This is a genomic window from Erwinia sp. CGal63, from assembly GCF_037026505.1.
Taxonomy (GTDB): Bacteria; Pseudomonadota; Gammaproteobacteria; order Enterobacterales; family Enterobacteriaceae; genus Erwinia.
The window spans coordinates 51,124-76,500 of sequence record NZ_JAKUMN010000009.1; the positions used below are offsets into that span (position 1 = coordinate 51,124).

At 56.8% G+C, this 25,377-nt stretch carries 26 protein-coding genes; 15 read left to right on the forward strand and 11 right to left on the reverse strand.

Going from position 1 to position 25,377, the window contains the following annotated elements; translation table 11 throughout:
* The first annotated feature begins 39 nt into the window (after positions 1-39).
* Entirely contained in the window at positions 40-1,041 is a 1,002-nt protein-coding gene (yhjD, locus tag MKZ79_RS20295) for an inner membrane protein YhjD (protein WP_336144431.1), read from the forward strand.
* Here yhjD and MKZ79_RS20300 read toward each other — a convergent pair.
* The 5 genes from MKZ79_RS20300 to cpxP all read right to left on the reverse strand — a co-directional run bounded on the left by MKZ79_RS20300 (position 1,030) and on the right by cpxP (position 6,043).
* The gene (locus MKZ79_RS20300) at positions 1,030-1,800 is read right to left on the reverse strand and encodes a CDP-diacylglycerol diphosphatase (protein ID WP_336144432.1); all 771 of its coding nucleotides are present in this window, start codon (positions 1,798-1,800) and stop codon (positions 1,030-1,032) included. The two genes, yhjD and MKZ79_RS20300, sit on opposite strands and share 12 nt — an antisense overlap.
* 176 nt (positions 1,801-1,976) lie before the next feature.
* On the reverse strand, positions 1,977-2,969 hold the full coding sequence (locus MKZ79_RS20305) for a sulfate ABC transporter substrate-binding protein (protein WP_336144433.1): 993 nt from the start codon (positions 2,967-2,969) through the stop codon (positions 1,977-1,979).
* A 153-nt stretch (positions 2,970-3,122) separates the two neighbouring features.
* Positions 3,123-4,085: a 6-phosphofructokinase gene (pfkA, locus tag MKZ79_RS20310; protein WP_336144434.1), complete on the reverse strand. Its 963-nt coding sequence runs from the start codon at positions 4,083-4,085 to the stop codon at positions 3,123-3,125.
* Positions 4,086-4,287: 202 nt separating this feature from the next.
* Positions 4,288-5,184, reverse strand: coding sequence for a CDF family cation-efflux transporter FieF (fieF, locus tag MKZ79_RS20315; RefSeq protein WP_336144435.1), 897 nt, complete (start codon positions 5,182-5,184; stop codon positions 4,288-4,290).
* 349 nt (positions 5,185-5,533) lie between these two features.
* Entirely contained in the window at positions 5,534-6,043 is a 510-nt protein-coding gene (gene cpxP, locus MKZ79_RS20320; RefSeq protein ID WP_336144436.1) for a cell-envelope stress modulator CpxP, read from the reverse strand.
* A 152-nt stretch (positions 6,044-6,195) separates the two neighbouring features.
* Between cpxP and cpxR the strand changes: the two genes are divergently transcribed.
* From cpxR to trmL, 3 genes are read left to right on the forward strand one after another with little or no spacing between them, the layout of a single operon-like run.
* Positions 6,196-6,894, forward strand: coding sequence for an envelope stress response regulator transcription factor CpxR (cpxR, locus tag MKZ79_RS20325; protein WP_336144437.1), 699 nt, complete (start codon positions 6,196-6,198; stop codon positions 6,892-6,894).
* Entirely contained in the window at positions 6,891-8,267 is a 1,377-nt protein-coding gene (cpxA, locus tag MKZ79_RS20330; protein ID WP_336144438.1) for an envelope stress sensor histidine kinase CpxA, read from the forward strand. Before cpxR ends, cpxA begins: the two co-directional genes overlap by 4 nt.
* Positions 8,268-8,309: 42 nt before the next feature.
* Positions 8,310-8,783: a tRNA (uridine(34)/cytosine(34)/5-carboxymethylaminomethyluridine(34)-2'-O)-methyltransferase TrmL gene (gene trmL / locus MKZ79_RS20335; protein ID WP_336144439.1), complete on the forward strand. Its 474-nt coding sequence runs from the start codon at positions 8,310-8,312 to the stop codon at positions 8,781-8,783.
* A gap of 48 nt (positions 8,784-8,831) precedes the next feature.
* Here the strand turns inward: trmL and cysE are convergent, their stop codons facing one another.
* The 5 genes from cysE to MKZ79_RS20360 are packed head-to-tail and all read right to left on the reverse strand — an operon-like array spanning position 8,832 to position 11,932.
* Positions 8,832-9,653: a serine O-acetyltransferase gene (cysE, locus tag MKZ79_RS20340; RefSeq protein ID WP_336144502.1), complete on the reverse strand. Its 822-nt coding sequence runs from the start codon at positions 9,651-9,653 to the stop codon at positions 8,832-8,834.
* A 52-nt stretch (positions 9,654-9,705) separates the two neighbouring features.
* Complete coding sequence (gene gpsA, locus MKZ79_RS20345) at positions 9,706-10,716, reverse strand: NAD(P)H-dependent glycerol-3-phosphate dehydrogenase (protein WP_336144440.1); 1,011 nt, start codon at positions 10,714-10,716, stop codon at positions 9,706-9,708.
* The gene (gene secB, locus MKZ79_RS20350) at positions 10,716-11,183 is read right to left on the reverse strand and encodes a protein-export chaperone SecB (RefSeq protein ID WP_336144441.1); all 468 of its coding nucleotides are present in this window, start codon (positions 11,181-11,183) and stop codon (positions 10,716-10,718) included. The genes gpsA and secB overlap by 1 nt, the downstream gene beginning before the upstream one ends.
* Positions 11,184-11,231: 48 nt before the next feature.
* Positions 11,232-11,483 (reverse strand): glutaredoxin 3, encoded by a 252-nt coding sequence (gene grxC / locus MKZ79_RS20355; protein WP_336144442.1) that lies wholly within the window; start codon positions 11,481-11,483, stop codon positions 11,232-11,234.
* A gap of 17 nt (positions 11,484-11,500) precedes the next feature.
* On the reverse strand, positions 11,501-11,932 hold the full coding sequence (locus MKZ79_RS20360) for a rhodanese-like domain-containing protein (RefSeq protein ID WP_336144443.1): 432 nt from the start codon (positions 11,930-11,932) through the stop codon (positions 11,501-11,503).
* A 313-nt stretch (positions 11,933-12,245) separates the two neighbouring features.
* Between MKZ79_RS20360 and envC the strand changes: the two genes are divergently transcribed.
* The 8 genes from envC to MKZ79_RS20400 all read left to right on the forward strand — a co-directional run bounded on the left by envC (position 12,246) and on the right by MKZ79_RS20400 (position 20,673).
* The gene (gene envC, locus MKZ79_RS20365; RefSeq protein ID WP_336144503.1) at positions 12,246-13,547 is read left to right on the forward strand and encodes a murein hydrolase activator EnvC; all 1,302 of its coding nucleotides are present in this window, start codon (positions 12,246-12,248) and stop codon (positions 13,545-13,547) included.
* Positions 13,548-13,595: 48 nt separating this feature from the next.
* Positions 13,596-14,474 carry a divergent polysaccharide deacetylase family protein gene (locus tag MKZ79_RS20370; protein ID WP_442897182.1) on the forward strand — a complete coding sequence of 293 codons (879 nt, stop codon included), beginning with the start codon at positions 13,596-13,598 and terminating at the stop codon, positions 14,472-14,474.
* A 45-nt stretch (positions 14,475-14,519) separates the two neighbouring features.
* Positions 14,520-15,755, forward strand: a complete 1,236-nt coding sequence (locus MKZ79_RS20375) for a glycosyltransferase (protein WP_336144447.1) — start codon at positions 14,520-14,522, stop codon at positions 15,753-15,755.
* The gene (locus MKZ79_RS20380) at positions 15,748-16,656 is read left to right on the forward strand and encodes a hypothetical protein (RefSeq protein WP_336144448.1); all 909 of its coding nucleotides are present in this window, start codon (positions 15,748-15,750) and stop codon (positions 16,654-16,656) included. Before MKZ79_RS20375 ends, MKZ79_RS20380 begins: the two co-directional genes overlap by 8 nt.
* A 133-nt stretch (positions 16,657-16,789) precedes the next feature.
* Complete coding sequence (rfaD, locus tag MKZ79_RS20385; RefSeq protein ID WP_336144449.1) at positions 16,790-17,722, forward strand: ADP-glyceromanno-heptose 6-epimerase; 933 nt, start codon at positions 16,790-16,792, stop codon at positions 17,720-17,722.
* A gap of 16 nt (positions 17,723-17,738) precedes the next feature.
* A complete protein-coding gene (rfaF, locus tag MKZ79_RS20390; protein WP_336144450.1) occupies positions 17,739-18,788 on the forward strand; it encodes an ADP-heptose--LPS heptosyltransferase RfaF in 1,050 nt (349 codons plus the stop codon).
* On the forward strand, positions 18,776-19,759 hold the full coding sequence (gene rfaC / locus MKZ79_RS20395) for a lipopolysaccharide heptosyltransferase RfaC (RefSeq protein WP_336144451.1): 984 nt from the start codon (positions 18,776-18,778) through the stop codon (positions 19,757-19,759). Before rfaF ends, rfaC begins: the two co-directional genes overlap by 13 nt.
* Positions 19,756-20,673: a glycosyltransferase family 2 protein gene (locus tag MKZ79_RS20400; protein ID WP_336144452.1), complete on the forward strand. Its 918-nt coding sequence runs from the start codon at positions 19,756-19,758 to the stop codon at positions 20,671-20,673. Before rfaC ends, MKZ79_RS20400 begins: the two co-directional genes overlap by 4 nt.
* 15 nt (positions 20,674-20,688) lie before the next feature.
* Here the strand turns inward: MKZ79_RS20400 and MKZ79_RS20405 are convergent, their stop codons facing one another.
* Positions 20,689-21,651 carry a deacetylase gene (locus tag MKZ79_RS20405; protein WP_336144453.1) on the reverse strand — a complete coding sequence of 321 codons (963 nt, stop codon included), beginning with the start codon at positions 21,649-21,651 and terminating at the stop codon, positions 20,689-20,691.
* A gap of 310 nt (positions 21,652-21,961) precedes the next feature.
* Between MKZ79_RS20405 and MKZ79_RS20410 the strand changes: the two genes are divergently transcribed.
* From MKZ79_RS20410 to MKZ79_RS20420, 3 genes are all read left to right on the forward strand, one after another.
* Complete coding sequence (locus MKZ79_RS20410; protein WP_336144454.1) at positions 21,962-23,047, forward strand: glycosyltransferase; 1,086 nt, start codon at positions 21,962-21,964, stop codon at positions 23,045-23,047.
* A gap of 216 nt (positions 23,048-23,263) precedes the next feature.
* Positions 23,264-24,361: a glycosyltransferase family 9 protein gene (locus MKZ79_RS20415; RefSeq protein WP_336144455.1), complete on the forward strand. Its 1,098-nt coding sequence runs from the start codon at positions 23,264-23,266 to the stop codon at positions 24,359-24,361.
* Positions 24,362-24,363: 2 nt separating this feature from the next.
* Positions 24,364-25,365: a glycosyltransferase gene (locus tag MKZ79_RS20420; RefSeq protein ID WP_336144456.1), complete on the forward strand. Its 1,002-nt coding sequence runs from the start codon at positions 24,364-24,366 to the stop codon at positions 25,363-25,365.
* Positions 25,366-25,377: the final 12 nt, after the last annotated feature.

Here is a 25,377-nt window from a genome sequence, read left to right on the forward strand (position 1 = left end):
GTTTTACGCCATGCACTTGAAGGATACAGAGAAGAATTCATGAAGGAAAACCAACCAGCAAAGCAGAAAGCGGAAGACAAACCGCTGATTAATATTAAAACCGGCAACAAAACCGTCGATAAGTCGATCACGCGCGTCTCCCGGCTGGTCAGCTGGTTCCAGGCGATCCCGGCGGTAGCGCATTTTATTCGCGCCGGGGAACGCTTTACCGATCGTATGGGCAGCCAGTTCGGCGCGGCAATCACCTACTTCTCCTTTCTGTCGCTGATCCCGATACTGATGGTTTCTTTCGCCGGTGTCGGTTTTGTGCTCGCCTCCAACCAGGATCTGCTGACCGACTTAATAGATAAAATGGTCAACAGTATCAGCGATCCCACGCTGGCGAACACGCTGAAAAACACCGTGAAAACGGCGGTTCAGCAGCGTACTACCGTAGGGATCACCGGTCTGCTGGTGGCGCTCTATTCCGGTATCAGCTGGATGGGCAACCTGCGCGAAGCGGTGCGCGCGCAGTCTCGCGACGTCTGGGAACGCAACGAGCAGGATAAAGAGAAGATCTATTTTAAATATACCCGCGACTTTATCTCGCTTATCGGCCTGGTACTGGCGCTGTTTATCACTATTACGCTGACGTCGGTCGCGGGCGCGGCGCAGGAAGCGATCGTGCGGGCGTTAGGTCTGGACGGCATCGAATGGCTGCGTCCGGCGATGACCACTATCGCGCTGTCGATCTCTATTCTGGCTAACTATCTGCTGTTTCTGTGGATTTTCTGGCGCCTGCCGCGCCATAAGCCGCGTAAAAAAGCGCTGTTTCGCGGCACGCTGCTGGCCGCGATTGGTTTTGAGGTGATTAAAGCGATTATGACCATGACGCTGCCGAAGCTGGCCTCGTCGCCTTCCGGCGCGGCGTTTGGTTCCGTGCTGGGCCTGATGGCCTTTTTCTACTTCTTCGCGCGTCTGACGCTGTTCTGCGCCGCCTGGATAGCCACGGCGGAATATGCGGACGATGAAGAGCCGGAACAGCTCAACTCACGTGCCTGATAAGGTCGACGGCTGCAGAATAGCGCAGCTGTGATCCTGCAACTCCTCCGCCGAGCCGCGATTCAGCAGCAGCAGGTTGCGCTTGATTACCATCAACGCTCGCCGTCCACCCGGCATCGCCGCTAACGCGATGCCATATTTTCCCATCTCCTCGCGCGCGCCAGGCAGTTCGTTGGCGATACGAACAAATGGACTGGTTTTTTTCAGCTCTTCGCGGGTAAGAATTCTGATCTGATACTCATGCTCGCCAAGCTGCGTGGTCTGCCACTTCTCGCTTAGCGTAGCGTCCAGACTGTCCAGCCGCCGACGGATATCCGGACGCAGGCAGGAGATATGGATATGCAGCTGATTTTGCGTTCTGCCGCGCTGTGAATTGACGCTTAAGGCTATCGCGCTGTCATCCACCGGCGAACCACGGCGCTCTTCCATATAGTGGCGAGCGTGCCAGGCTTCGGCAAAATAGTTGGCAGAAAAGGGATTCAGCAGTACGGCGCTTTCAATGCCGGAAATCTTTTTAACGGGCAGCAGCAGGAACTGTAAAGGGCCTTCCCGATCTTTCATCACCACGTAGCCATTGCGCAAATCCACCAGCCGGCAGGGCGCCGGATCGCTGTTTTGCTGCTGATTGGGTACGCATTGCTGGCTGACAATGTTCCATAACGCATCGGCATTGCGATTAAAACTGAACGCCTGACAACCCGCGGCGGCGACTACGGACGTCACGATCCCCGCAATCAGAACCCGCTTTCCTGCCTGCATAACCCAACCTCTACGCTTTCAACTGCGCATAATGTAAACGAAGCGTTGCAAAAGGTCATGCTAAATAATCAACCTGCGTGACCATTTATTGTAACCTTCTTGCGGTCGGTAGAAAAAGCGGGGAGTAAACTAAAAAGCCAGTCGGATGACTGGCCTGAAAGCGGATTTATCAGAAATTAACGCTGCATTGCTTTGTCGTAGGTGCCGCCGTCCGCAAAGTGAGTTTTCTGCGCTTTGCTCCAGCCGCCGAACTTAGCGTCGTCGATGGTAAAGAGTTTCACCGGCGCAAAGGTGCTGGCGTATTTTTTCGCTACGGCAGCATCGCGCGGACGATAGTAATTCTGCGCGGCGATCTCCTGGCCTTCCGGCGAGTAGAGATATTTCAGATAGGCTTCGGCGACCTTGCGGGTATCGCGCTCATCCACCACTTTGTCCACTACGGATACCGTAGGCTCGGCCAGAATCGACTCGCTCGGCGTTACGATTTCAAACTGATCCTTGCCCAGTTTGTTGACCGCCAGATAAGCTTCATTTTCCCAGGCGATCAGCACGTCGCCAATGCCGCGCTCCACGAAAGTGTTGGTCGCGCCGCGCGCGCCGGAATCCTGTACCTCGACGTTTTTAAACAGCGCCTTGATGTAATCCTGCGCCTTTGCCGCATCGCCGTTGTTTTTATCCAGCGCCCAACCCCAGGCCGCCAGATAGTTCCAGCGAGCGCCGCCGGAGGTTTTCGGGTTTGGCGTGATCACGGAAACGCCAGGTTTGGTCAGATCCTGCCAGTCATGAATTTGCTTAGGGTTGCCTTTGCGAACCAGGAAAACGATGGTGGAAGTGTAAGGCGCGGCGTTTTCCGGCAGGCGTTTGATCCAGTTTTTATCAATGCGGCCGCGATCGGCAATGGCGTCGACGTCGGACGCGAGCGCCAGCGTCACCACATCGGCGCGAATGCCGTTAATCACGGAAGTAGCCTGCTTGCCGGAGCCGCCGTGCGACTGGCGGATCACCACGTTATCGCCGGTTTCCTGCTTATAGTGCGCGCTGAAAGCTTTGTTGTACTGCTCGTAAAGCTCACGGGTTGGATCGTAAGAGACGTTCAACAGCTGGATATCTTTCGCCAGAACGCTGGTTGAAGCCAGCAACAGGGTGAGTCCGACACTCCACTTTTTCATTATGCGCGCTCCCAAAGGTTTTTTTGCTGGCAGAGAGCGTGACACAAAGTGATCGCTGACTTAAAGAATTAAAAGATAGCTGTAATAACCTAATGGAATATCGCTGTCGATAAAAAGGGCGCCGTTAGTCAGCGCCCCAAACAGACTATGCGTTTAGTAGAGACGTTTGGCGGTATCCAGCCAGTCGCCTTTGAACGGACGCTTCATGTTTTCGATAGCGTCGATGATATCGTGATGTACCATCTTCTCGTTCTGAATGCCAACGCAGCGGCCGCCGTAGCCCTGCAGCAGCAGTTCAATAGAGTAGGCGCCCATGCGCGAAGCCAGAATGCGGTCATAGGCTACCGGCGCGCCACCGCGCTGGATATGGCCCAACACCGTGGCGCGGGTTTCGCGTTTGGTTTCGGATTCGATATATTTCGCCAGCTCGTCGATGTCGCAGATATGCTCGGTGATGGCCACAATCGCATGCTTCTTGCCTTTGGCGATGCCCGCTTTGATCTCCTGTACCAGCTCTTCGCGGGTAAAAGGAATTTCCGGCAGCACGATAAACTCACAGCCGCCGGCAATAGCCGCCGCCAGCGTCAGATCGCCGCAGTAGCGGCCCATCACTTCAACGATGGAGATGCGCTGGTGGGAAGAGGATGTGTCACGCAGGCGGTCAATCGCCTCTACTACGGTTTCAAGCGCGGTGAAATAACCGATGGTGTAATCCGTACCGGCCACGTCGTTGTCAATGGTGCCTGGCAGGCCGATGCAGGGGAAACCCATCTCCGTCAGCTTTTTGGCGCCCATATAGGAGCCGTCGCCGCCGATAACCACCAGCGCATCGATACCGCGCTTTTTCATATTTTCGATAGCGACGGCACGCGTCGCTTCTTCGCGAAACTCAGGGAAGCGCGCCGATCCCAGGAAGGTGCCGCCGCGGTTGATCATGTCGGAAACGCTGTAGCGATCCAGATTGACCATACGATCTTCGTACAGACCCAGATACCCGTCATAAACGCCAAAAACTTCCAGATTTTCACTCAGCGCCGCACGAACGACACCCCGAATAGCTGCATTCATGCCAGGCGCGTCACCGCCGCTTGTCAGTACACCGATTTTTTTGATCATGACAACCTCTGAACTTGTTAATGCAAATTTTAAATTCTGAACGCCGTGGGGGATCGGCGTACGCGAGCGATCGACTAATAGTGGCAATAGTATATCAAAGCCTTCTAGCTGAATTGATTCAGGTCAGAAATCATTCCGCTATTTTTCAACGCAAAATAACTTTTCAGGCAATTTTTCGGCCAAACCTTTTAACCTGCGTAGCTTACAGGCCGTTGAGCCCTTTCTCCGGGACAACGGAACAGGGATCCTGATGAATAGTAATATCAGAACCCGGAAAAGCTTTCAGCAACGCTCTTTCCACTTCTTCCGCAATCAGGTGCGCCTGAAACAGCGTCAGCCTGTCCTGAAGTTCCAGATGTAGCTGGATAAAACGCGTCGGCCCGGAAAGGCGCGTGCGAATATCGTGTACGCCTTCAACGCCCGGCCAGCTGGTAACAATCGCGGCAATCTCCGCCTTTTCCGACTCCGGCAGCGCCCTGTCGAGCAGCAGCTGCACCGCTTCATAGCCCATACGCAGCGCGTTATAGAGGATCCAGACGCCGATGCCCAGCGCAAAGAGCGCATCGGCGCGCTGGAAGCCATACCAGCTTAGCGCCAGCGCCGCCAGGATGGCGCCGTTCATCACAACGTCGGATTGATAGTGAAGCATATCGGCGCGAATAGCGAGGCTATGCGTTTTACGCACCACCCAGCGCTGAAAAGCGACCAGAACCAGCGTCGAAAAAAGCGCGATAAGCGTGACGATGATACCTACCAGAGGCGCGTGCATTTCAGCGGGCGACGAAAGATGCTTTAAACCTGTCAGAAAGAGGAACAGAGCGGAGCCGGAGATAAACATACTTTGTGCCAGCGCCGCCAGCGATTCGGCTTTGCCGTGCCCGAAGGTATGCTCCTCGTCGGCGGGCTGCAGGGAGTAGCGCACCACAAAGAGGTTAGTCAGAGAAGCGGCGATATCCACCAGAGAATCCACCAGCGCCGCCAGCAGGCTGACCGAACCGGTGTACCACCAGGCGAAAATTTTCACCAGCAGCAGCAGAGAAGCCAGGGTCGTCGCCGCCAGCGCGGCAGAGTTAACCAGACGCGCATAGTGCTGTGCCATATCATACTCCGTTCGGGACAGTAGCCTGAGTATACCGGATTTCAGGAAAAAAAAGCCTTGCCGTCATGACAGGGAGAAGAGAAAAGAGGTGCGGCATCCTTGAGTAACAAAATGAAATAAAAGGAGTTACTGCATCCACTCTTTGCACATTGGCCGCAGCAAAAAAGTCCGCAGGCTCCGGTTTGTTATAGGGGATAAGCCGGACCTTCACTCCTCAAGAGCGAGCGCATTCTATGGCCTTCACTATGCGTCTGGCCTTCAGGCGGGAATAATTAGATAAAAAAAACCCCCACATCATGTGGGGGAAGACAGGGATGGTGTCTATGGCAAGGAAAACAGGGATAATCTGCTACTGGTTACTGCCTGTACTACTTACAGCCTGCAGCGGTGTAACGTGCTGCACTTCAGTCAGCCGGCGCATTTCGTTTATGCGCTGCTGATGTTTCTGGTTCAGAACAGCCTGCTGGGCCGGCGTTAGCAGGTGATACATCTGATTACGCACTCGCGCCATCTCGACCTGCCGCGCCACTTCCGCCTGGGCGATTTTATCAACGCGCGCTTTGTAACCCGCCTCGTCGAATTTATCTGCAATAATCATTGCGTGCAGCTGTTCTAAATCGTTAATACTTATGGGAGAACGCTCATGTCGGGCCTGCTGCATCAGATCCCGCATCTGCTGGCGCTGCTGTTCACTCAGATCGATGCCATCGAACATGTGGCTTTGCGGAATTTGCGCCATACTGCCTGGCACTACGCTGCCCCGATGCATCTCGTCAGTCGTCGTCACGTCTGTAGCCCACGCGGCGGAGAAGCTGAGTATCAGCGCCGGAACCACAACGACGGCGGTAACTTTGCGCATCGTTCACTCCCAGGTTGGTTTCCATATTTCGATTCAACGAAAATCAGTCTACGGGGGCAGCTGCAAACATGCGTCAGGGGGTGTAAAACTACGTAAAGTCATGGATTGCGGGCATTCGTTCACGGTATTTTGCCTGTGGAGGGCAATAAAAAATGAATAAAATCCTGTTGGTTGACGACGATCGCGAATTAACTTCGCTATTGAAAGAATTGCTTGAAATGGAAGGGTTCGACGTTCTGGTAGCCGGCGACGGCGAACAGGCGCTGGCTCTGTTGGATAGTTCGGTCGATCTTTTACTGCTTGACGTGATGATGCCTAAAAAGAACGGCATTGATACCCTGAAAGAGCTGCGGCAGCAGCACCAGACGCCGGTGATTATGCTGACGGCGCGCGGCAGCGAGCTGGATCGGGTGCTTGGGCTGGAGCTGGGCGCGGACGACTATCTGCCCAAGCCTTTTAACGATCGCGAGCTGGTGGCGCGCATTCGCGCGATTTTGCGCCGTTCCAACTGGAGCGAACAGCAACAGCAGCACGACAGCAGCTCCCCGACGCTGGAGGTCGATCATCTACGCCTGAATCCCGGCCGTCAGGAAGCCAGCTTTGACGACGTGACGCTGGATTTAACCGGTACCGAGTTCACTTTGCTCTATCTGCTGGCGCAGCATCTGGGTCAGGTTGTTTCCCGCGAACATTTGAGCCAGGAAGTGCTGGGCAAACGCTTAACGCCGTTCGACCGCGCCATCGACATGCATATCTCCAACCTGCGCCGCAAATTACCGGATCGCAAGGATGGGCATCCCTGGTTTAAAACGCTACGCGGTCGAGGCTATCTGATGGTTTCCGCTACATGATTTCCAGCCTGACTACCCGCATCTTCGCCATTTTCTGGCTAACCCTGGCGCTGGTGCTGATGCTGGTGCTGATGGTACCCAAACTGGACACGCGCCAGATGACGCCGCTGCTCGACAACGAGCAGCGGCAGGGCACCATGATTGAACAACATGTCGAGGCGGAGCTGAGACAGGATCCGCCCAACGATTTGATGTGGTGGCGCAGGCTTTTTCGCGCTATCGACAAGTGGGCGCCGCCCGGCCAGCGTCTGCTGCTGGTCACCAGCGAAGGCCGGGTAATCGGCGCTCAGCATAATGAGATGCAGGTGATCCGCAACTTTATCGGTCAGTCCGATAACGCCGATCATCCGCAGAAAAAAAAGTATGGCCGTACTGAGATGCTTGGGCCGTTTTCCGTGCGCGACGGCGAAGACAGCTATCAGCTCTATCTGATCAGGCCGGCGGGCAGCTCGCAGCTGGATTTTATCAACCTGCTGTTTGACCGACCGCTGCTGCTGCTGATGGTCACCATGCTGATCAGCTCGCCGCTGCTGCTCTGGCTGGCGTGGAGCCTGGCGAAACCGGCACGCAAGCTGAAACATGCGGCCGACGATGTGGCGGCAGGCAATCTGCGACAGCGACCGGAGCTGGAAGCGGGCCCGCAGGAGTTTCTCGCTGCCGGTTCCAGTTTCAACCAGATGGTCAGCGCGCTGGAGCGAATGATGACCGCGCAGCAGCGTCTGCTGTCGGATATCTCGCACGAGCTGCGTACGCCGCTGACACGTCTGCAACTTGCTACCGCGCTGATGCGCCGCCGACAGGGCGAAGGCAAAGAGCTGCAGCGTATCGAGATGGAAGCGCAAAGGCTGGACGGCATGATCAACGATCTGCTGGTACTGTCGCGCACCCAGCATAAAAACGCGCTGGTCAGCGAGGCGATGAAGGCTAACCATCTCTGGTCGGGCGTGCTGGATGACGCGCGATTCGAAGCGGAACAGATGGGCAAGACGCTGGAAGTGCCCTATCCGCCCGGCCCGTGGCCGCTTTACGGCAACCCGAGCGCGCTCGACAGCGCGCTGGAAAATATCGTCCGCAACGCGCTGCGCTACTCGCACAGCCGCATTATGGTCAGTTTTGCCGTTGATAAGCAGGGCATAACTATCCATGTAGATGATGACGGCCCGGGCGTCAGCGCGGAAGATCGCGAGCAGATTTTCCGGCCGTTTTATCGTACCGATGAGGCGCGCGATCGCGAGTCCGGCGGCACCGGCCTGGGACTGGCGATTGTGGAAACCGCCATTCAGCAGCATCGCGGCTGGGTGAAAGCGGACGACAGCCCGCTGGGCGGCCTGCGGCTGACGCTATGGCTGCCGCTCTATACCAGCCAAAGCTGATCTTTGCTATGCTGCGGCCCTTGTGAACGAGGGCCGCCGCTGATGCTGAATATCGTACTTTTTGAACCTGAAATCCCCCCCAATACGGGCAATATTATCCGCCTGTGCGCCAATACCGGCTTTCGCCTGCATCTGATTGAACCGCTGGGTTTTACCTGGGACGACAAGCGCCTGCGTCGCGCCGGCCTGGACTATCACGAATTTACCGCCGTTCGCCGTCACGCCGACTATGCGGCTTTTCTGGCCGCTGAAAAGCCGCAGCGTCTGTTTGCCCTGACCACTAAGGGAACGCCCGCACACAGCGCGGTGAGCTATCAGCAAGGGGATTATTTGCTTTTCGGCCCGGAGACGCGCGGGCTGCCGAAAGAGATTCTGGACGCGTTGCCGCCGGCGCAGAAAATTCGTATTCCGATGCAGCCAGACAGCCGCAGCATGAATCTGTCAAACGCGGTTTCCGTGGTGGTGTATGAAGCGTGGCGCCAGCTGGGCTATGCGGGCGCGCTGCTTAAGGAGTAGGCGGAGCGCGCGACGTAAACCCGGGCAGTTATGCGCCGCGTAAAGGGTTCAGATGCCGTCGCCGAACTCAAAGCCCGGCACCATGCCGTTAAAGTGCTGATCCATCTCCATTGACGGCTTGTCGCTGCTGGGTTTACCGACGATGCGGGCCGGCACGCCAGCCGCCGTAGTATGCGGCGGCACCGGCTGCAGCACCACGGAACCTGCGCCAATCTTGGCGCCGCGCCCTACTTCGATATTGCCCAGCACCTTCGCGCCCGCGCCGATCATTACGCCTTCGCGAATTTTAGGATGGCGATCGCCGCTGGTTTTGCCGGTACCGCCCAGCGTGACCGATTGCAGGATAGAGACGTCGTCCTCGATGACCGCCGTTTCGCCAACCACAATCCCCGTAGCATGGTCGAGCATAATACCGCGGCCAATTTTCGCCGCCGGATGAATATCCACGGCAAAGGAAACGGAGATTTCGTTCTGCAGATAGATAGCCAACGCCCGGCGGCCTTCGTTCCATAGCCAGTGTCCAATACGGTAGGCCTGCAGCGCGTGGAAACCTTTCAGATAAAGCAGCGGCGTAGAGTATTTATCAATGGCGGGATCGCGCTGGCGCACGGCCTGAATATCGCAGGCCGCTGACTGAATCATCGTAGCGTCCTGCTTATAGGCTTCCTGTACAATCTCGCGAATGGCAATGGCGGGCATAATAGGGTTAGCCAGCTTGTTGGCCAGCATATAGCTCAGCGCGCTGCCTAAATCATCATGCTTTAATAAGGTGGCATGGTAAAAACTGGCCAGCATCGGCTCGCACTCCGCCAGCGCGCGCGCTTCCTCTTTGATATAATCCCAGACAACTCCCGGCTCTACACACGGCATCACTCTACTCTCCATCAAATTACAGAATGCTGCGGCGCGGCGTTTCCCTGTCTCAGCCAGTGCTGTTTTCGTCTTTCCTTGTGCGCCCAAGCAAGCTTAATGCTGCCTCTCGCGCGTTTTTTTCGCAATATAATACCTGATAAATTTGCTCGGTTATCGGCATCTCTACGCCGCAGCGCGCGGCCAGCGCCCTGACCTCTTTGGTATTTCGGAATCCTTCCACGACCTGACCGATGTTATTCTGCGCCGTCGCCACGTCCAGACCCTGGCCCAGCATCATGCCGAAGCGGCGGTTGCGCGACTGATTGTCGGTACAGGTCAGCACCAGATCGCCTAACCCCGCCATGCCCATAAAAGTGGTGGGATCGGCGCCCAGCGCTACGCCCAGACGGGTCATCTCCGCCAGGCCGCGCGTAATCAGCGCCGTTCTGGCGTTAGCGCCGAAGCCGATGCCGTCGGAGATACCGGCGCCAATGGCGATAACGTTTTTCACCGCGCCGCCAAGCTGCACGCCGGTGAAATCGGGATTGTTATAGACGCGGAAGCTTTTGCCACAGTGCAGCAGCTGCTGCAAATCTTCGGCGAACCCGGCGTCCGTCGCCGCCAGCGCGATCGCCGTCGGCAGTCCCGCAGCCAGCTCTTTAGCGAACGTTGGCCCGGAGACGATGGCCAGCGGCATCTCGTCGCCCAGAATCTCGCGCGCAACCTCCTGCAGCAGCCTTCCGGTCTCTTTTTCCAGACCTTTAGTCGCCCAGACGATGCGGGAATCGGGCCGCAGATGCGGTTTAATTTGCTGTAGCAGATCGCCGAACACGTGGCTGGGTACGACCACCAGCAGATCGCGGCTGGCGGCGATAGCCGCGGCCAGATCGCTTTCCAGGCTCAGCGATTCGGGAAAAGGGACATCGGGCAGGAAAGCCGCGTTGCAGCGGTCAGCCTGTAGCTGTGCCAGATGCTGTGGGTTATGGCCCCACATCACCACGTCGTGCCCGTTACGGGCCAGCGTGATGGCCAATGCGGTGCCGTACGAGCCGGCACCGAGAACACTCATTGAGGCAGGCATTATGCGTCCTGTTGCGGAACGGCGCCTTCACCTGACTGCTGCTGCAGATAGTTCATAAACAGCGCGTCGAAGTTGACCGGCGCCAGGTTAAGCTGCGGGAAGGTTCCACGGGAAACCAGGCTGGTGATGCATTCACGAGCATAAGGGAACAGGATGTTCGGGCAGTACGCGCCCAGGCAATGCGCCATCTGATTGCCGTCGATACCCGCTACGGAGAAGATGCCCGCCTGCTGCACTTCGCACAGGAAAGCCGTGTCTTCGCCAACGGTAGCGGTTACGGTCACACGCAGCACCACTTCGTAGACATCGTCAGCCAGCTGGGTAGAAGCCGTATCCAGATCCAGCTTCACTTCCGGCTCCCACTCTTTCTGGAAAACCTGAGGAGCGTTTGGCGCTTCGAAAGAGACATCTTTCGTATAGATACGTTGGATCTGGAAAGACATCTCGGTGTTGTTTTGTTCTGACATATTATAATCCTATGGGTTAATAATCCGTTATTTCGCCACTTGCCCGCTTTACTTCAGCAGCGGGTCGAGGCCCTGGCGGCCATCGAGGGCATAGAGGTCGTCACAGCCGCCAACGTGCTGTGCATCAATGAAAATCTGCGGAACGGTGGTACGGCCGCTGCGTTTGATCATCTCTTCGCGCTTCTCAGCGTCGCCGTCGATAGCGATTTCCTGATAGTCGACGCCTTTCTGGCTCAGCAGCGCTTTGGCGCGATGGCAGAAAGGACAGGTTGCTTTGGTGTAGATCTCAACGTTTGCCATACCTTCGTCTCCGGAAATTATTTGCCGCGCACCAGCGGAAGGTTTTCACCGCTCCAGCCAGACACGCCATCTTTCAGAATGAAAACCTGTTCAAAACCGGCCGCGTTCAGCGCAGCAGCGGGATCGGCTGCGGATACGCCGTTAGCGCACACCACGATTACCGGCTTCGCCTTGTGTTTTTCCAGTTCGCCAAAGCTGCCCTTTTTGATGTCGGCAGCCAGGACGTTGATCGCGTTGGAGATATGGCCTTTACGGAAGTCATCGCGCCCGCGCACGTCGACCACCACGGCTTCTTCTTTATTGATCAGCCGGGTCGCTTCGCCGCGGCTAATGGTTTTTACCTTGGAGAACATGCCCTTAACGGTGGTCACGATCACCAAAACCAGCAGGACGACCCATGCCAGACTAAGGATGGTATGGTTGCCTGCGAACTGCATAATATCTTGCATGAGGGGTAACAACTCCCGAAAGGGTTAATAAGCGAAAACAAGGCTTCTGAGTATACCTGCCAGGCGTTTCATGTACAGACGTGATGCCTTCAGAGTTACGTTTTCTGCGGCAGATTTCCCAAAAAAGTTGCCTTAAGTCATAAAGGCCCTGCCGGTAGAGCAACGCGGTAATTCCATGCGGCGATTTATTACGCAACGAGCCTCGCGGCGGCGCGGCCTGGCCGCCGACAGCATCGCTTTGTCACCGATGGAAACGCAAAAGCCGCCGTCGACGCTGGTAAGGCGCTGTTCATCGTGGAATAATCTTCCCCCTATGAGGGAAAAATCGACAGTTTCATATCAACGAACCCCAGCTAACGGACTGGCTTCTGTCACCCCGTTACGATTGGGCATGTTCAGCCTGTCAGGCCTGCTTTGCGCGGGTCTGCTGCTGCTGCCCGCGATCGGCCAGGCGGAAGACAGCAAATCCGCGCTCTCCAGCCTGCGTGCCGACATCGCCGCCAAAGAGAAAAGCGTTCAGCAGCAGAAGCAGCAGCGCAGCAAGCTGCTCGACCAACTGCAAAGCCAGGAAAAAATCATCGCTCAGGCCAGCCGTCAGCTGCGCGAAACTCAGCTTACGCTTGCAGGTCTCAACGGTGAGATTACCTCGCTGACCGCCTCTATCAGCAAGCTGCAGACACAGCAGACGCAGCAGGAGAAAATGCTGGCTGACCAGCTGGACGCCGCGTTTCGTCAGGGACAGCACAACGGCCTGCAGCTGGTTTTAAGCGGCGAAGAGAGCCAGCGCAGCGAGCGCATCCTGGCCTATTTCGGCTACCTGAACGACGCCCGCCAGAAATCGATCGACGAGCTGAAAAAAACGCGCAGCGATCTCTCTGCGCAAAAAGCCTCACTGTTAGAAAAACAGGCTAAACAAAAGGCGATGCTCGCGCAGCAGGAAACGCAGCAGCAGGCGCTGGAAAAGGCTCGCGCGGCGCGTAAGGAAACGCTGGCCTCGCTGGAGTCCTCGCTGGAAAAAGATCAGGCGCAGCTGGAAGAGATGCGGGCGAACGAAAGCCGCCTGCGTGACAAAATAGCCAAAGCAGAGCGCGAAGCGCGCGCCAGAGCCGAGAAAGAGGCTAAAGAAGCGCAGCGCGTGCGTGAACGCGAGGCGCAGGCGAAAAGTAAAGGCACCACCTACAAGCCAACCGAAGGCGAACGCTCGCTGATGGCGAGAACCGGCGGTTTGGGCAGGCCAGGCGGCCAGCTGCTGTGGCCGGTACGAGGCACGCTTGAGCATCGCTTCGGCGAACAGCTGCAGGGCGAGCTGCGCTGGAAAGGGCTGGTGATCGACGCGCCGGAAGGCAAGGAAGTCAAAGCCGTCGCCGATGGCCGCGTGCTGATGGCGGACTGGCTGCAGGGTTACGGCCTGGTTGTGGTGGTGGAACACGGTAAAGGCGATATGAGCCTTTACGGCTACAACCAGAGCGCGCTGGTCAGCGTGGGCGCTCAGGTGAAAGCGGGCCAGCCGATCGCGCTGGTCGGCACCAGCGGCGGACGCGGCACGCCTTCGCTCTACTTTGAAATCCGTCGCCAGGGACAGGCCGTTAATCCACTTCCGTGGTTGGGAAAATAACTTTTGTCTTATCTTTATAAAATCGGCGGCGCGCTGGCGGGCCTGCTGATGGCCTGTTCGGCGCAGGCGGGCAAACTCGCTATCGTGATTGATGATTTCGGCTATCGGCCGGCGCAGGAAAATCAGGTTTTACAGATGTCGCCGCAAATCTCCGTTGCGGTGCTGCCGGACGCCACGCACGCGCATGAAATGGCGACTAAAGCCCACCAGCGCGGCCATGAGGTGCTGATCCATCTGCCGATGGCGCCGCTAAGCAAGCAGCCGCTGGAGAAAAATACCCTGCGTCCGGATATGTCCAGCCAGGAGATTGAGCGGATTATCCACGACGCCGTAGCCAAAGTGCCTTACGCCGTCGGGCTGAATAACCATATGGGCAGCGCGATGACCTCCAGCCTGCCTGGCATGCAGAAAGTCATGCAGGTGCTGAACCACTATAATTTCTACTTCCTTGACAGCATGACCATCGGCAACAGCCAGTCGACCCGCGCTGCGGAAGGCACCAGCGTGAAGGTTATCAAGCGTCGCGTCTTCCTTGACGATACGCAAAACGAAGCAGATATTCGCAAACAGTTTTCGCGTGCGGTGCATCTGGCGCAGCGCGACGGTTCCGCCATCGCTATCGGTCATCCGCATCCGACCACGGTAAAAGTGCTGCAGCAGATGTTGCCGACGCTGCCAGCTGATATCACGCTGGTCAGGCCGAGCCAGCTGCTGAACGAGCCGCAGCGTGTCGGCAGTCAGCCGCCGCCCGTAACCAAACCGGCGCGCAACCCGTTTCGCGGCGTGAAAACCTGTCCGGGCAAGGCTGAATATGTCCCGGCCGGTCGCGCGCTGAACGTGATAACGGAAAGCCTTGCCGACAGCGCAGGCGTTCGCTATCTGCACACTTATTTTTCCGGCCTGAGGCTGGAATTGGGCAACAATTAATAGTCAGCCGCATCGCGCAGGCTGAATAAATCTGGAAACGGCATAATGGAGCCACAGCGTATAAAAATCCTGTTACTGGATACCGGCAATGAATGGGGCGGCGGCACCAACAGTATGCTTGAGCTGCTGAAGCGCATCGACCGCAACCGGTTCGATATCCACTGCTGCTTTTACCGTAACTACCGGCGCGGCAGCGGCGACTCCATAGAGCAGGTGCTGACTTCGCTGGCGATTCCCGTGACCTTTATTCCCCAGCGTAAACAGCCGCGCTGGGCGAAGATTCTGAAGGAGCTGCTGCGTTCGCTGGTGTTCTTCAACCGCAAGCTGCGGCTAAAAGCCACGCGCTTTGTCGACAAGCTGTGGCGCATCCGGCCCAACGCCCGTGCTATTCGCCAGCTTCTCGTGCAGCAGCGTTTCCATATGATCTATATGAACAATCAGCCCGGAACCAATGCTGAAGGCTACCTGGCCGCGAGCGATCTCGCCGTCAGCGTGGTGCAGCACTGTCGTATCGAGCCGGTGCTGGACAGCGAACTGGTCAATATGGTCAACCGACGCGCCGATGCGGTTATCGCCGTTTCCAACGGCGTACGCGACGTGCTGATGGCGAACGGCGTAAAGGCGGAAAAATGTTTTACCGTGTTTAACGCCATCGATATTTATCAGCCGCTGCCGGAGCGTGCCGCAATGCGCCAGCAGCTGCTGAACGTCACGGACGAGACTTTTGTTTTCGGCAGCATCGGCTCGCTGATCGCCCGAAAATCCAATCAGCACACGCTGCAGGCGCTGGCGAAGTTCGCCGCCGCCTTTCCTCAGGCCGACTGGCGCATGGTGATTCTGGGCGAAGGCCCGGATCTTGCGGCGCTGCAGCAGCAGGCGTCGCAGGCCGGCATAGCGGATCGAGTGATTTTCACCGGTTTTCGCAGCAATCCGCTCGATTATCTCGCCGCTTTCGACGTTTTTATCCTGGCATCGAAAAGCGAAGGTCTGCCGCGCGTGGTGCTGGAAGCGATGCTGCTTAATACGGCGGTAATCGGCTCAAAAGTAACCGGCACAGCAGAACTCATCCAGCACGACAGTACCGGCCTGCTGTTTGACTACGGCGATATTCAGGGCCTGTTCCGCCAGATGGAAACGCTGTGGCTTGACGCGGAAAAGCGTCGCCAGCTGCTGCTGCAGGCAAATCACCACGTCAAAGCGCGCTATGCTATCGAGCACTATGTCGCTGGCGTGGAAACTATTTTGGAAAATGCGGCTTACGGAAACTCATCGCATGTTTGAATTTTTAAATCCCCGATTTCGCTATATTCGCGCCCGACACAACCTTTCTTATCAGCAGCGTGACGTGCAGGGCGACATTGCGGTTACGTCGATCGTTATTCCCTGCACGGGCGCGGATTTTGTCGAGGAAGCTAAGCTGAGCGCGCTGTTTGCTTCCCGCTTTGCGCCCGCCGCCGAAGAGATCGTGATTGTTAGCGATCAGGCTGCCGATGCCTTTGGCGAGCTGCCGGAAAAAACCCGCATTGTCACGCTGGATGTGCCTTTCCGCGAAGAGAGCTACCGCTACAAGCAGATTTACCGCAGTCGACTGATTAAACTCCAGGCGCCGCTTCAGGCGCGCACCGAAGGGATTTTGATGATCGATTCCGACCTGAACCTGCTGAAAATGCCGGAAATTCATATGCTGGACGGACATATCTACTCCAGCTTCCGTCAGGGCAAAATGATCGCCAAGCTGATGAACGCGCCGGAGCAGAATCGTCCTGCCTATTACCGCAACAGCGTACGCCCGTTTATCGTCGATCACGTTAACGGCGCTTTTCTGGCCGCCACGCGCCAGACCTGGAAGCGCATCTGCCCGCTTTGGCTGACGCTGTTCCAGGATACCTGGGAGCTGATGGACGACTCGCAGCCGCCGACCGACCAGCTACCGCTGGCCGCGCTGCTGGATATGCTGGATTTGAAAACGGTGAACCTGGGCGACTGGATGAACTGGCCGGTTTCCAAAAAAATCGGCGGCACCACCGCGGCGATCCCGTCAGAAGTGGTCGGCGCGCACGGCGGTTTCCCGCTGACGGAATGGCAGAAATATCTGCAGTCGCCGACAGCGCCGCTGACGTTTAAAGGTCAGGACTATACGCGCAAAGTGCGCTATCTGACCGACGCGGAAAAGCTGAAGTAGCACGGCGCCGGGCGCGGAATTTACCTTCTCTTACGGAGTCATCCGGCTGCCCGGGACGTGATGAGATGTTATTATAACGGCCATAAGCGCGTGAACTTTCCGTTTCACCCATATTATTTAAAGGTTAAAACTCATGATTATCGTCACTGGCGGCGCAGGATTTATTGGAAGCAATATCATCAAGGCGCTGAATGACCAGGGCCACACTGATATTCTGGTGGTCGACAACCTGAAAGACGGCACCAAGTTCGCCAATCTGGTCGATCTGGATATCGCCGATTACATGGACAAAGAAGACTTTCTGATCGCCGTGCTGGCCGATGAGGATTTTGGCGACGTGGAAGCCGTTTTCCACGAAGGCGCCTGCTCTTCCACCACCGAGTGGGACGGCAAGTACATGATGGACAACAACTATCAGTACTCCAAAGAGCTGCTGCACTACTGCCTGGAGCGCCAGATCCCCTTCCTGTACGCCTCTTCCGCCGCGACCTACGGCGGCCGCAACGATAACTTTATCGAAGAGCGTCAGTATGAAGAGCCGCTGAACGTCTACGGCTACTCGAAAATGCTGTTCGATCACTACGTGCGCCAGATCCTGCCGGAAGCGCAGTCGCAGGTTTGCGGCTTCCGCTACTTTAACGTCTACGGCCCGCGCGAAGGCCACAAAGGCAGCATGGCCAGCGTGGCTTTCCATCTGAACACGCAGCTGAACAACGGCGAGAATCCAAAGCTATTTGAAGGCAGTGACAACTTCAAACGCGATTTCATCTATGTGGAAGATGTCGCCAGCGTCAACCTGTGGTTCTGGCAAAACGGCGTTTCCGGCATTTTCAACTGCGGCACCGGCCGCGCGGAATCTTTCCAGGAAGTGGCCGACGCCGCGCTGAAATATCACCAGAAAGGCCAGATTGAATACATTCCTTTCCCGGAAAAACTAAAGGGACGCTATCAGGCCTATACGCTGGCGGATCAAACCAAACTGCGCGCGGCGGGCTACGACAAGCCGTTTAAAACCGTGGCGGAAGGCGTGGCCGAGTATATGGCCTGGCTGAACCGCAACGCGTAACGGGACGGATTCGGCAATGAAAATTCTGGTGATCGGGCCGTCATGGGTCGGCGATATGATGATGTCGCAAAGCCTTTATCGCACGCTGAAACAGCGCTGGCCTGAAGCCGAGATCGACGTGATGGCGCCCGCGTGGTGCCGTCCTCTGCTGTCGCGGATGCCTGAAGTCAACGAGGCGCTGGCGATGCCGCTGGGCCACGGCGCGCTGGCGCTGGGCGAACGGCGCCGTCTTGGTCGCGCGCTGCGCGACAAAGGCTACGATCGTGCTTACGTGCTGCCTAACTCGTTTAAATCCGCGCTGGTGCCCTTCTTCGCCGGTATAAAAGTTCGCACCGGCTGGCGCGGCGAAATGCGCTACGGTCTGCTGAACGATATTCGGACGCTGGACAAAGCCGCCTTTCCGCTGATGGTCGAGCGCTACGTCGCGCTGGGCTACGATAAAGAGCGCGTCGCCCGCGCCAGCGATCTGCCACAGCCGCTGCTCTGGCCGCAGCTGCTGGTGAACGAGCAGGAAAAACTCGACACCGCGGCGGAATTCAACCTGAATGCAGAAAGGCCGGTTATCGGCTTCTGTCCCGGCGCGGAGTTCGGCCCGGCCAAGCGCTGGCCGCACTATCACTACGCGGCGCTGGCGCAGCAGCTGATTGACCAGGGCTATCAGATCGCGCTGTTCGGCTCGGCCAAAGATAAAGAAACCGGCGAGCAGATCCTGCAAAGTCTGCAGGAAGCTTCGCGGCAGCATTGCCATAACCTGGCCGGCGAAACCCGTCTGGAGCAGGCGGTTTGCCTGCTGGCGCACTGCAAAGCGGTGATCAGCAACGACTCCGGCCTGATGCATATCGCCGCCGCGCTGGATCGTCCGCTGGTCGCGCTTTATGGCCCGAGCAGCCCGGACTTTACGCCGCCGCTGTCGCACAAGGCGCGCGTTATCCGCCTGATTACCGGCTATCACAAGGTGCGCAAAGGCGATGCTGACGAAGGCTACCACCAGAGCCTGATCGATATTACACCGCAACGCGTTAGCGCAGAGCTGGCTACGCTGCTGGAGAGCGCATGCACGTCCTGATTGTGAAAACTTCCTCAATGGGCGATGTGCTACACACCTTGCCTGCCCTGACTGACGCCATGCGGGCGATCCCCGGTATCCGTTTCGACTGGGTGGTGGAAGAAGGCTTCGCGCAGATCCCTTCCTGGCATCCGGCGGTCGATAAGGTGATCCCCGTGGCGATTCGTCGCTGGCGCAAGCACTGGTTCGGCAGCGAAGTGCGTGAAGAACGCTTTCTGTTCAAGCGCGAAGTACAGTCGCGCCAGTATGACGTGGTGATTGACGCGCAGGGCCTGATCAAAAGCGCCGCGCTGGTGACGCGCATCGCCAAAGGCGTCAAGCACGGTCAGGATAGCCGCAGTGCGCGCGAGCCGTTCGCCAGCTGGTGGTACGACCAACGTCATGAGATCGGCAAGCAGCAGCATGCCGTCCAGCGCACGCGCGAACTGTTCGCTAAAAGCCTGGGCTATCCGCTGCCGGAAACTACCGGTGATTACGCTATCGCGCAGCATTTCAGCACTGAAGGGTCTGCCGATGGCGGACGCTATCTGGTCTTTCTGCACGCCACCACGCGTGATGAAAAACACTGGCCGGAAGCGCACTGGCGCGAGCTGATTGCACTGCTGGCGGATAGCGGCCTGAAAATCAAACTGCCCTGGGGCGCAGAGCACGAGCACCAGCGCGCACAGCGGCTGGCGGCGGGTTTTGACCATGTGGAAGTGCTGCCGAAATTATCGCTGGAACAGGTAGCTCGCGCTTTAGCAGGCGCGACCGCAGTGGTATCGGTGGATACCGGATTAAGCCACTTAACGGCGGCGCTGGATCGTCCCAATATCACGCTGTACGGCCCAACCGATCCGGGTCTGATCGGCGGCTATGGGAAAAATCAGTTTGTGCTGCGGCCTGCAGAAGGTAATCGGATGGCGGATATCTCCGCAGATAATGTGCTGGCACAGCTGGCGCCGCTTCTCTCTACCGGCGAAAACGGATGAACAATCTGCCGCTGAGCATACTGATTGCCGCCCATAACTGCGGCGATACGCTTGCCGACACGCTCGACAGTGTTGTCGCTTCGCTGGGCACTGCGCTCGACCAGGCAGAAATTGTCGTGGTCAACGACGCCTCGACAGACGCGACGCAAAGCATTATTGACAGCTATGCCGCGCGGCTGCCGCAGCTTCGCAGCAGCCATACGCATTATCGCAACGTTGGCAAGGTACGCAATCACGCGGTAAGCCTGGCTCGCGGCGACTATGTGCTGATGGTGGACGGTGACGATACGCTGTTGCCCAGCGCGCTGGCGCACAGGCTGGAGACGCTGCGTCAGGCCTCGCCGGATATCCTGCTCAGCAGGATTATCGAAGTGCGCTCATTCTCGCCTGCGCCTGAATGGCAGCCAGCTGAGCCCGAATTGCTGACCACGCATGACGCGGTAGAGCGCTTTCTGATTCATCGCGATTATCAGGCGCATTTTATCGGCCAGTTTTTCTCGCGCGAGTTACTTCAGCGACACGCCTTTCCCGATTTTATCTGCTATGAAGATAGCTGGCTGTTTCCGCAGCTGCTGATGCAGAGCAGCAAAACGCTGTTTACCTCTGCCGGTTTTTATCTCTACCGCAAACACAGCCAGAGCCTCTCTTCCGCTATCAACGCGGAAAAAATCGCCTGTCTGATCGCCGCTACGGCGCATATGGATGAGGTCTTGCCGCCACAGTATGAACATCTGATCACCTGTCACTGGCTGGATATCGCCAACCGTTATCACGCCGAGCTGCGGGGAACGCCGCACGGCGACAAGGTAAAAGCGCGCATTGCGCGGGTCAGCCTCGGACGCTTTTTGCTGAACGGTAAAATCAGGACAAGCTACAAAAGAAAAATGCTGACGGTGAGGAAACGGGGCCTGTAAAGGCCTCGTTCTTATTCAGGTCGCGGATTTGGCGGCGGCGTACTCCGCCAGCGTCATGCCCTGGGTGCGGCTTTGCAGCCAGCTAAACAGCTGCTCAAGATCGGCATAGAGGCGATCGATATCGGCTTCGGTTGTAAAGGTCGGGCTGCCGTCAGGCATAAATTCGCTGGAGTGCAGCATAAATTCCACGTAGTCGGCACCGTCCGCCAGCGTTTTTTCCGCCAGCGTTATCATCTGCTGAGCGTTGCCGCCGGTTGGGCGCAGCCAGTAAACGGAAGGAGTGCGGCGCTTGCCGCGCAGGCGATCGTAACCCTGCTTAAGCGTGTTCATCAGCCCGGAATGCTTGTAGCGGATGGTCATCGGCACTTCTAACAGCGGCGACGCGCCCGGTCGGGCGATATCGGCCGCGTCAAGATAGTAAGCCTCGCGCGGGAAACGAGTGTAGTCCGAGCCGCCGTTGCCCTGTGGCGCGCCCGGCGAAAAGCGCCAGTTAACGCCCGGCGTGACCGAGCAGTCAACGCGGTAGCCGTGCTCGATCAGTAATTCAGCATAGTATTCGTCAAATGCCCAGCGGCCGGCGCGGTGGCTGAGCATTTTGACGTTAAACGTCTCCTGCAGCAGCTGAGTCATAAAATCGACTTTTTTACGCATTTCCTCACGCGGGTATTCAATCAGATAAGGCTGGTGCTGCCAGTCGTTATCGGTCAGCGCGAATGCGGGCGGACTGTTCCAGGCGTGCAGATGCATGCCGACTTCACCCTGGCCACGGGCGATAACGTCGCGAGCGAAGTCGATATAAACGGGATCGATGGCCATTTCATAGTTGGTCAGCCAGGTTGGCTTAAAACGATATTTTTCGCAAATTTGCTGAAAGCGGGCGAGATAAGCCGCATTTTTGGTCGTAACATGGCCGGAGCGGTTACGCCAGAGATTGTCACCTTCCGTATCGATGGTGATTAAAAAAGCAGGTTTTTTCATGTCGATGCGGCGCTCCGTATTAACTCTGTCGCTATGTTAGCAGCGGCCTGACAGGACGCAAAAGGATTTGCGGACAGCCTGAAGGATAATCGCTGTGGCGCTATCTTTTTTATTTTTCTAAGATAAACAAATAAAGCTGACTAAGCCTGACAATAGGTTAAAAACGGCGGGACAGATTTAACAGGGTTTCGGCAACAGGATTGCCTGAATGGATAAAAAGTTTTTGTTTTCGTGTGGTTAGCGGTCAGGAACCTTCCGACATCGCATGATTTCCTCTGCTAAGGGTAAAAAATTGTCCAAGCGCGTGTTAATGATCATTGACGGTCTACCCGGCGGGGGAGCGGAAAAAGTCGTGTTGACGCTTTCCAAAGGATTGATCGAGCGCGGTCACCGGGTTTCACTGTTTTCGCTGCGCGCCGTCTGCGATTATGCTATTCCCGCAGGGCTCGATTATCAGGTTATTGACGACAGATGCCGTCTGCCGTGGCGAAAGCTCACCGAGCTGAGCCGACGCGCAGCCAGTCTGGATCGGGCTATCATGCAGGCCGAACAGCAGAGTGGCCGCTTCGATCTGGTGGTTTCCCATCTGCATAAAACCGACAGGATCGTCAGCCGCTGCCGCCATCTTGCCGCGGACAAAACCTGGTTCTGCCTGCACGGCGTTTTTTCCGCCTCCTATCTGGCTCACCGTCACGGCTTTTCTCTGTGGCAAAAGAAGCTTAAGACACGTCGCGTTTACCAACACCGAAATATCATTGGCGTTTCACAGTATGTCGTTAACGACCTGAAGCGCTGCTTTGCGGTGCAGCCAAAGCATGAGCGGATAATTTTTAATCCTTTCGACTTTGATACTGTACGTGAAGCCGCCCGGCAGCCTTGCGAGATGGCGGGAAAGCCTTATTTGATCCATGTCGGCCGTTTTCACCAAACGAAACGTCACGATCGCCTGCTGCGCGCCTATGCCAAAACGGGCATAACCGCGCCGCTGGTGTTGATTGGCAAAGGCAGTGACGAAGCGATGGGGCGCATCAAGAAACTGGCGCTGTCGCTGGGCATTCAGGATCGGGTAATTTTTAAAGGCTTTACCAGTAACCCTTATCCGTGGATCCGTCATGCGAAACTGCTGGTGGTCAGTTCAGACAGCGAGGGCTTCGGCAACGTATTGGTGGAAGCGCTGATCTGTCAGGTGCCTGTGGTCAGCACCCGCTGTCCCGGCGGCCCCGTTTCGATTATGACCGGCGAACTGGCTCGCGGTCTGGCGAATCTGGATGTGGATTCACTGGCGAAAGCGATAGTGGATATCTGGTCGAATCCGCCTGACGTCTCGCAGCTGAATTTAGAGGCCTACAGTATCGAAGCAATCTGCAAACAGTATATTGCACTGACCGAGGGTTAGTCGGGCGCAACATTTGCGGATCGGAGATGTCTGAAAGAATCAGACGTTTATTCTGGCGCGATCGTCGGCACGGCCGACAGCGTGAATTTTTTACTTTTAAGGTTTTAGTATGGCGACGCTCATAACCGAAAACGGCTATCAGAGCACAGTGATAAAACGACAATATGCTATTTCGCCGTCTGCAGGTCGGCGTTTTTCGCTCAGGGAGAACAGAGCGTGAATTATGTGCTGCTATTTATATTACTGCTGCCTTTTAAACTGTTGATGAAGTTAAGCCATAAAAAACAGGCGCGCAACCTGGTGATCCAGACGGCGAAAATCGGCGATTTTATCAATATTACCCCTTTGCTCAGGCATCTTGGCTGCAGCGACGCCTTGCTGAGCCGCACGGTTGCGCCGCTGGCGCAGCACGACGAGACGCTGGCGGAGATCTTCTATATCGAAGAGCATAAAAGCAGCACGCTCAGTAAGCTGAAGCTCGCTTTTAAGCTGATGAACCGCTACGAAAACGTCTATCTGCTGCATCCCAACAACACCAACCTGTTTTATGCCGCCTGCTGCAATGCCGGCAACAAGCAGTTTTTGTCGATGTATCGCCGCAAATGGTATCAGGGAATTTTTTATCTGACGGCTACCGGCACGGTAGAGCACGGCAAGTATACGCTGACGCTGGAGAACTACCTCAAGCTGGCCGACCGCTCGTTGACCAAAGAGAGCTACCCCAAACACGCCACGCTGCCGCTGCTAAAGCCGGCGAACACGCCGGAAGAAGTATTCAGAACGGATAAAATCAAAATCGGTATCAGCATCTCCGCCGGAAACCAGGCGAAAACCATTCCGCCTGCCATCTGGAAAGCGCTGTTCGACCGACTCAGCACGCTGCCCTGCCTGTTTTATGTTTTTGGCGCGCCGAATGAACTTACTCGCCTGCACGAGCTCAATAAGGTGGTGGGCGAGCGCGACAATATCGTTAACCTGATTGGCAAGGTGTCGCTGGAAGGGCTGCCTTACGCCATCAGCCAGATGGATTTCTATGTGGCTTCCGACTCGGGCAATGTCTATATCGCCGATGCGCAGAACGTGCCGGTGATCCTGATCTATGGCCCATGCTGCGTCGAAGAGCAGCGTCCGTTGGGCGACGTGCTGCTGATTGGCCCTAACCATATCGCGCCCAGCTCTTTTGTGTTTCACGCGCTGTATAAGTTCAACCATCCGGTCGAACAACTTTATGAGCTGGATAACCGTAAGCTCAATGATATTTATGATTTTATCTGCGCGCGCAAGCCGCCGTTACAAAAGAAGACGCAATCCTGAGCATGAAACCGCAAGATAACTCCTCAGCGCCTTTGCTGAGTGCGATCGTCCCGATGTACAACGCCGGAACCAGCTTTCAGGCTTTTATCGACTCCATGCTGGCGCAAACGCTGCCGTCGCTGGAAATCATTATCGTTAACGATGGCTCGACCGATGAGTCGGCAGCGCTGGCGCACCGCTACGCCAGCGAGCATCCGCATATTCAGGTTATCGATCAGGCCAACGGCGGCGTGTCGCGCGCGCGCAACGCGGGCCTGGCAATCGCTCGCGGTAAATACGTCACCTTTCCCGACGCCGACGATACGCTGGCGCCAGAGATGTACAGCACGCTGATCGCTATGGCTGAACAGGATGACCTGGACGTGGCGCAGTGCAACGCGGAACGTGTGTTTTGGGGGTCGGGACGGGCGAAAACGCTGATTCCTGCGGATCGCCTGCGCTCCACCCCGGTGCTGAGCGGCGCGGAGTGGCTGAACAAGGCGCTGTCGAGCAATCGCTACCTGCACGTGGTCTGGCTGGGGATTTATCGCCGCTCGCTGATCGAGCAGCTAAACCTGCTGTTTGAGCCTGGCCTGCACCATCAGGATATTCCCTGGACTACGGAACTGATGCTGAACGCCCGTCGCGTGCGCTATACCGAGCAGGTGTTCTATCGCTATTACGTCCACGACCAGTCCATCAGCAACCGCAAGCGTACCGGCATGGCCAACGTCGACTATCAGCGTCACTATTTGAAAATCGCCCGCATGCTGGACGAGATCAACCTGCGCTATCGCCATAAGGTTAAAATCGGCCCGGCAATTTATCGTCAGGTAACCAAAGAGGCGCTGACTGTCTGCCATGCGCTACGGCGCGAACCCGATGCCGCAGCGCGCCAGGCGATGATTGCGGATCTGCTGGACAGCAAAACCCCTGGCCGTATGCTGCGCAACGCGCGCGGCTTAAAGCAGTGGTATCAGCTGCTGCTCTGGCTGAGCCGGATTTATCGCTGGCGCAGGCGCTGATGCGCGACGGCT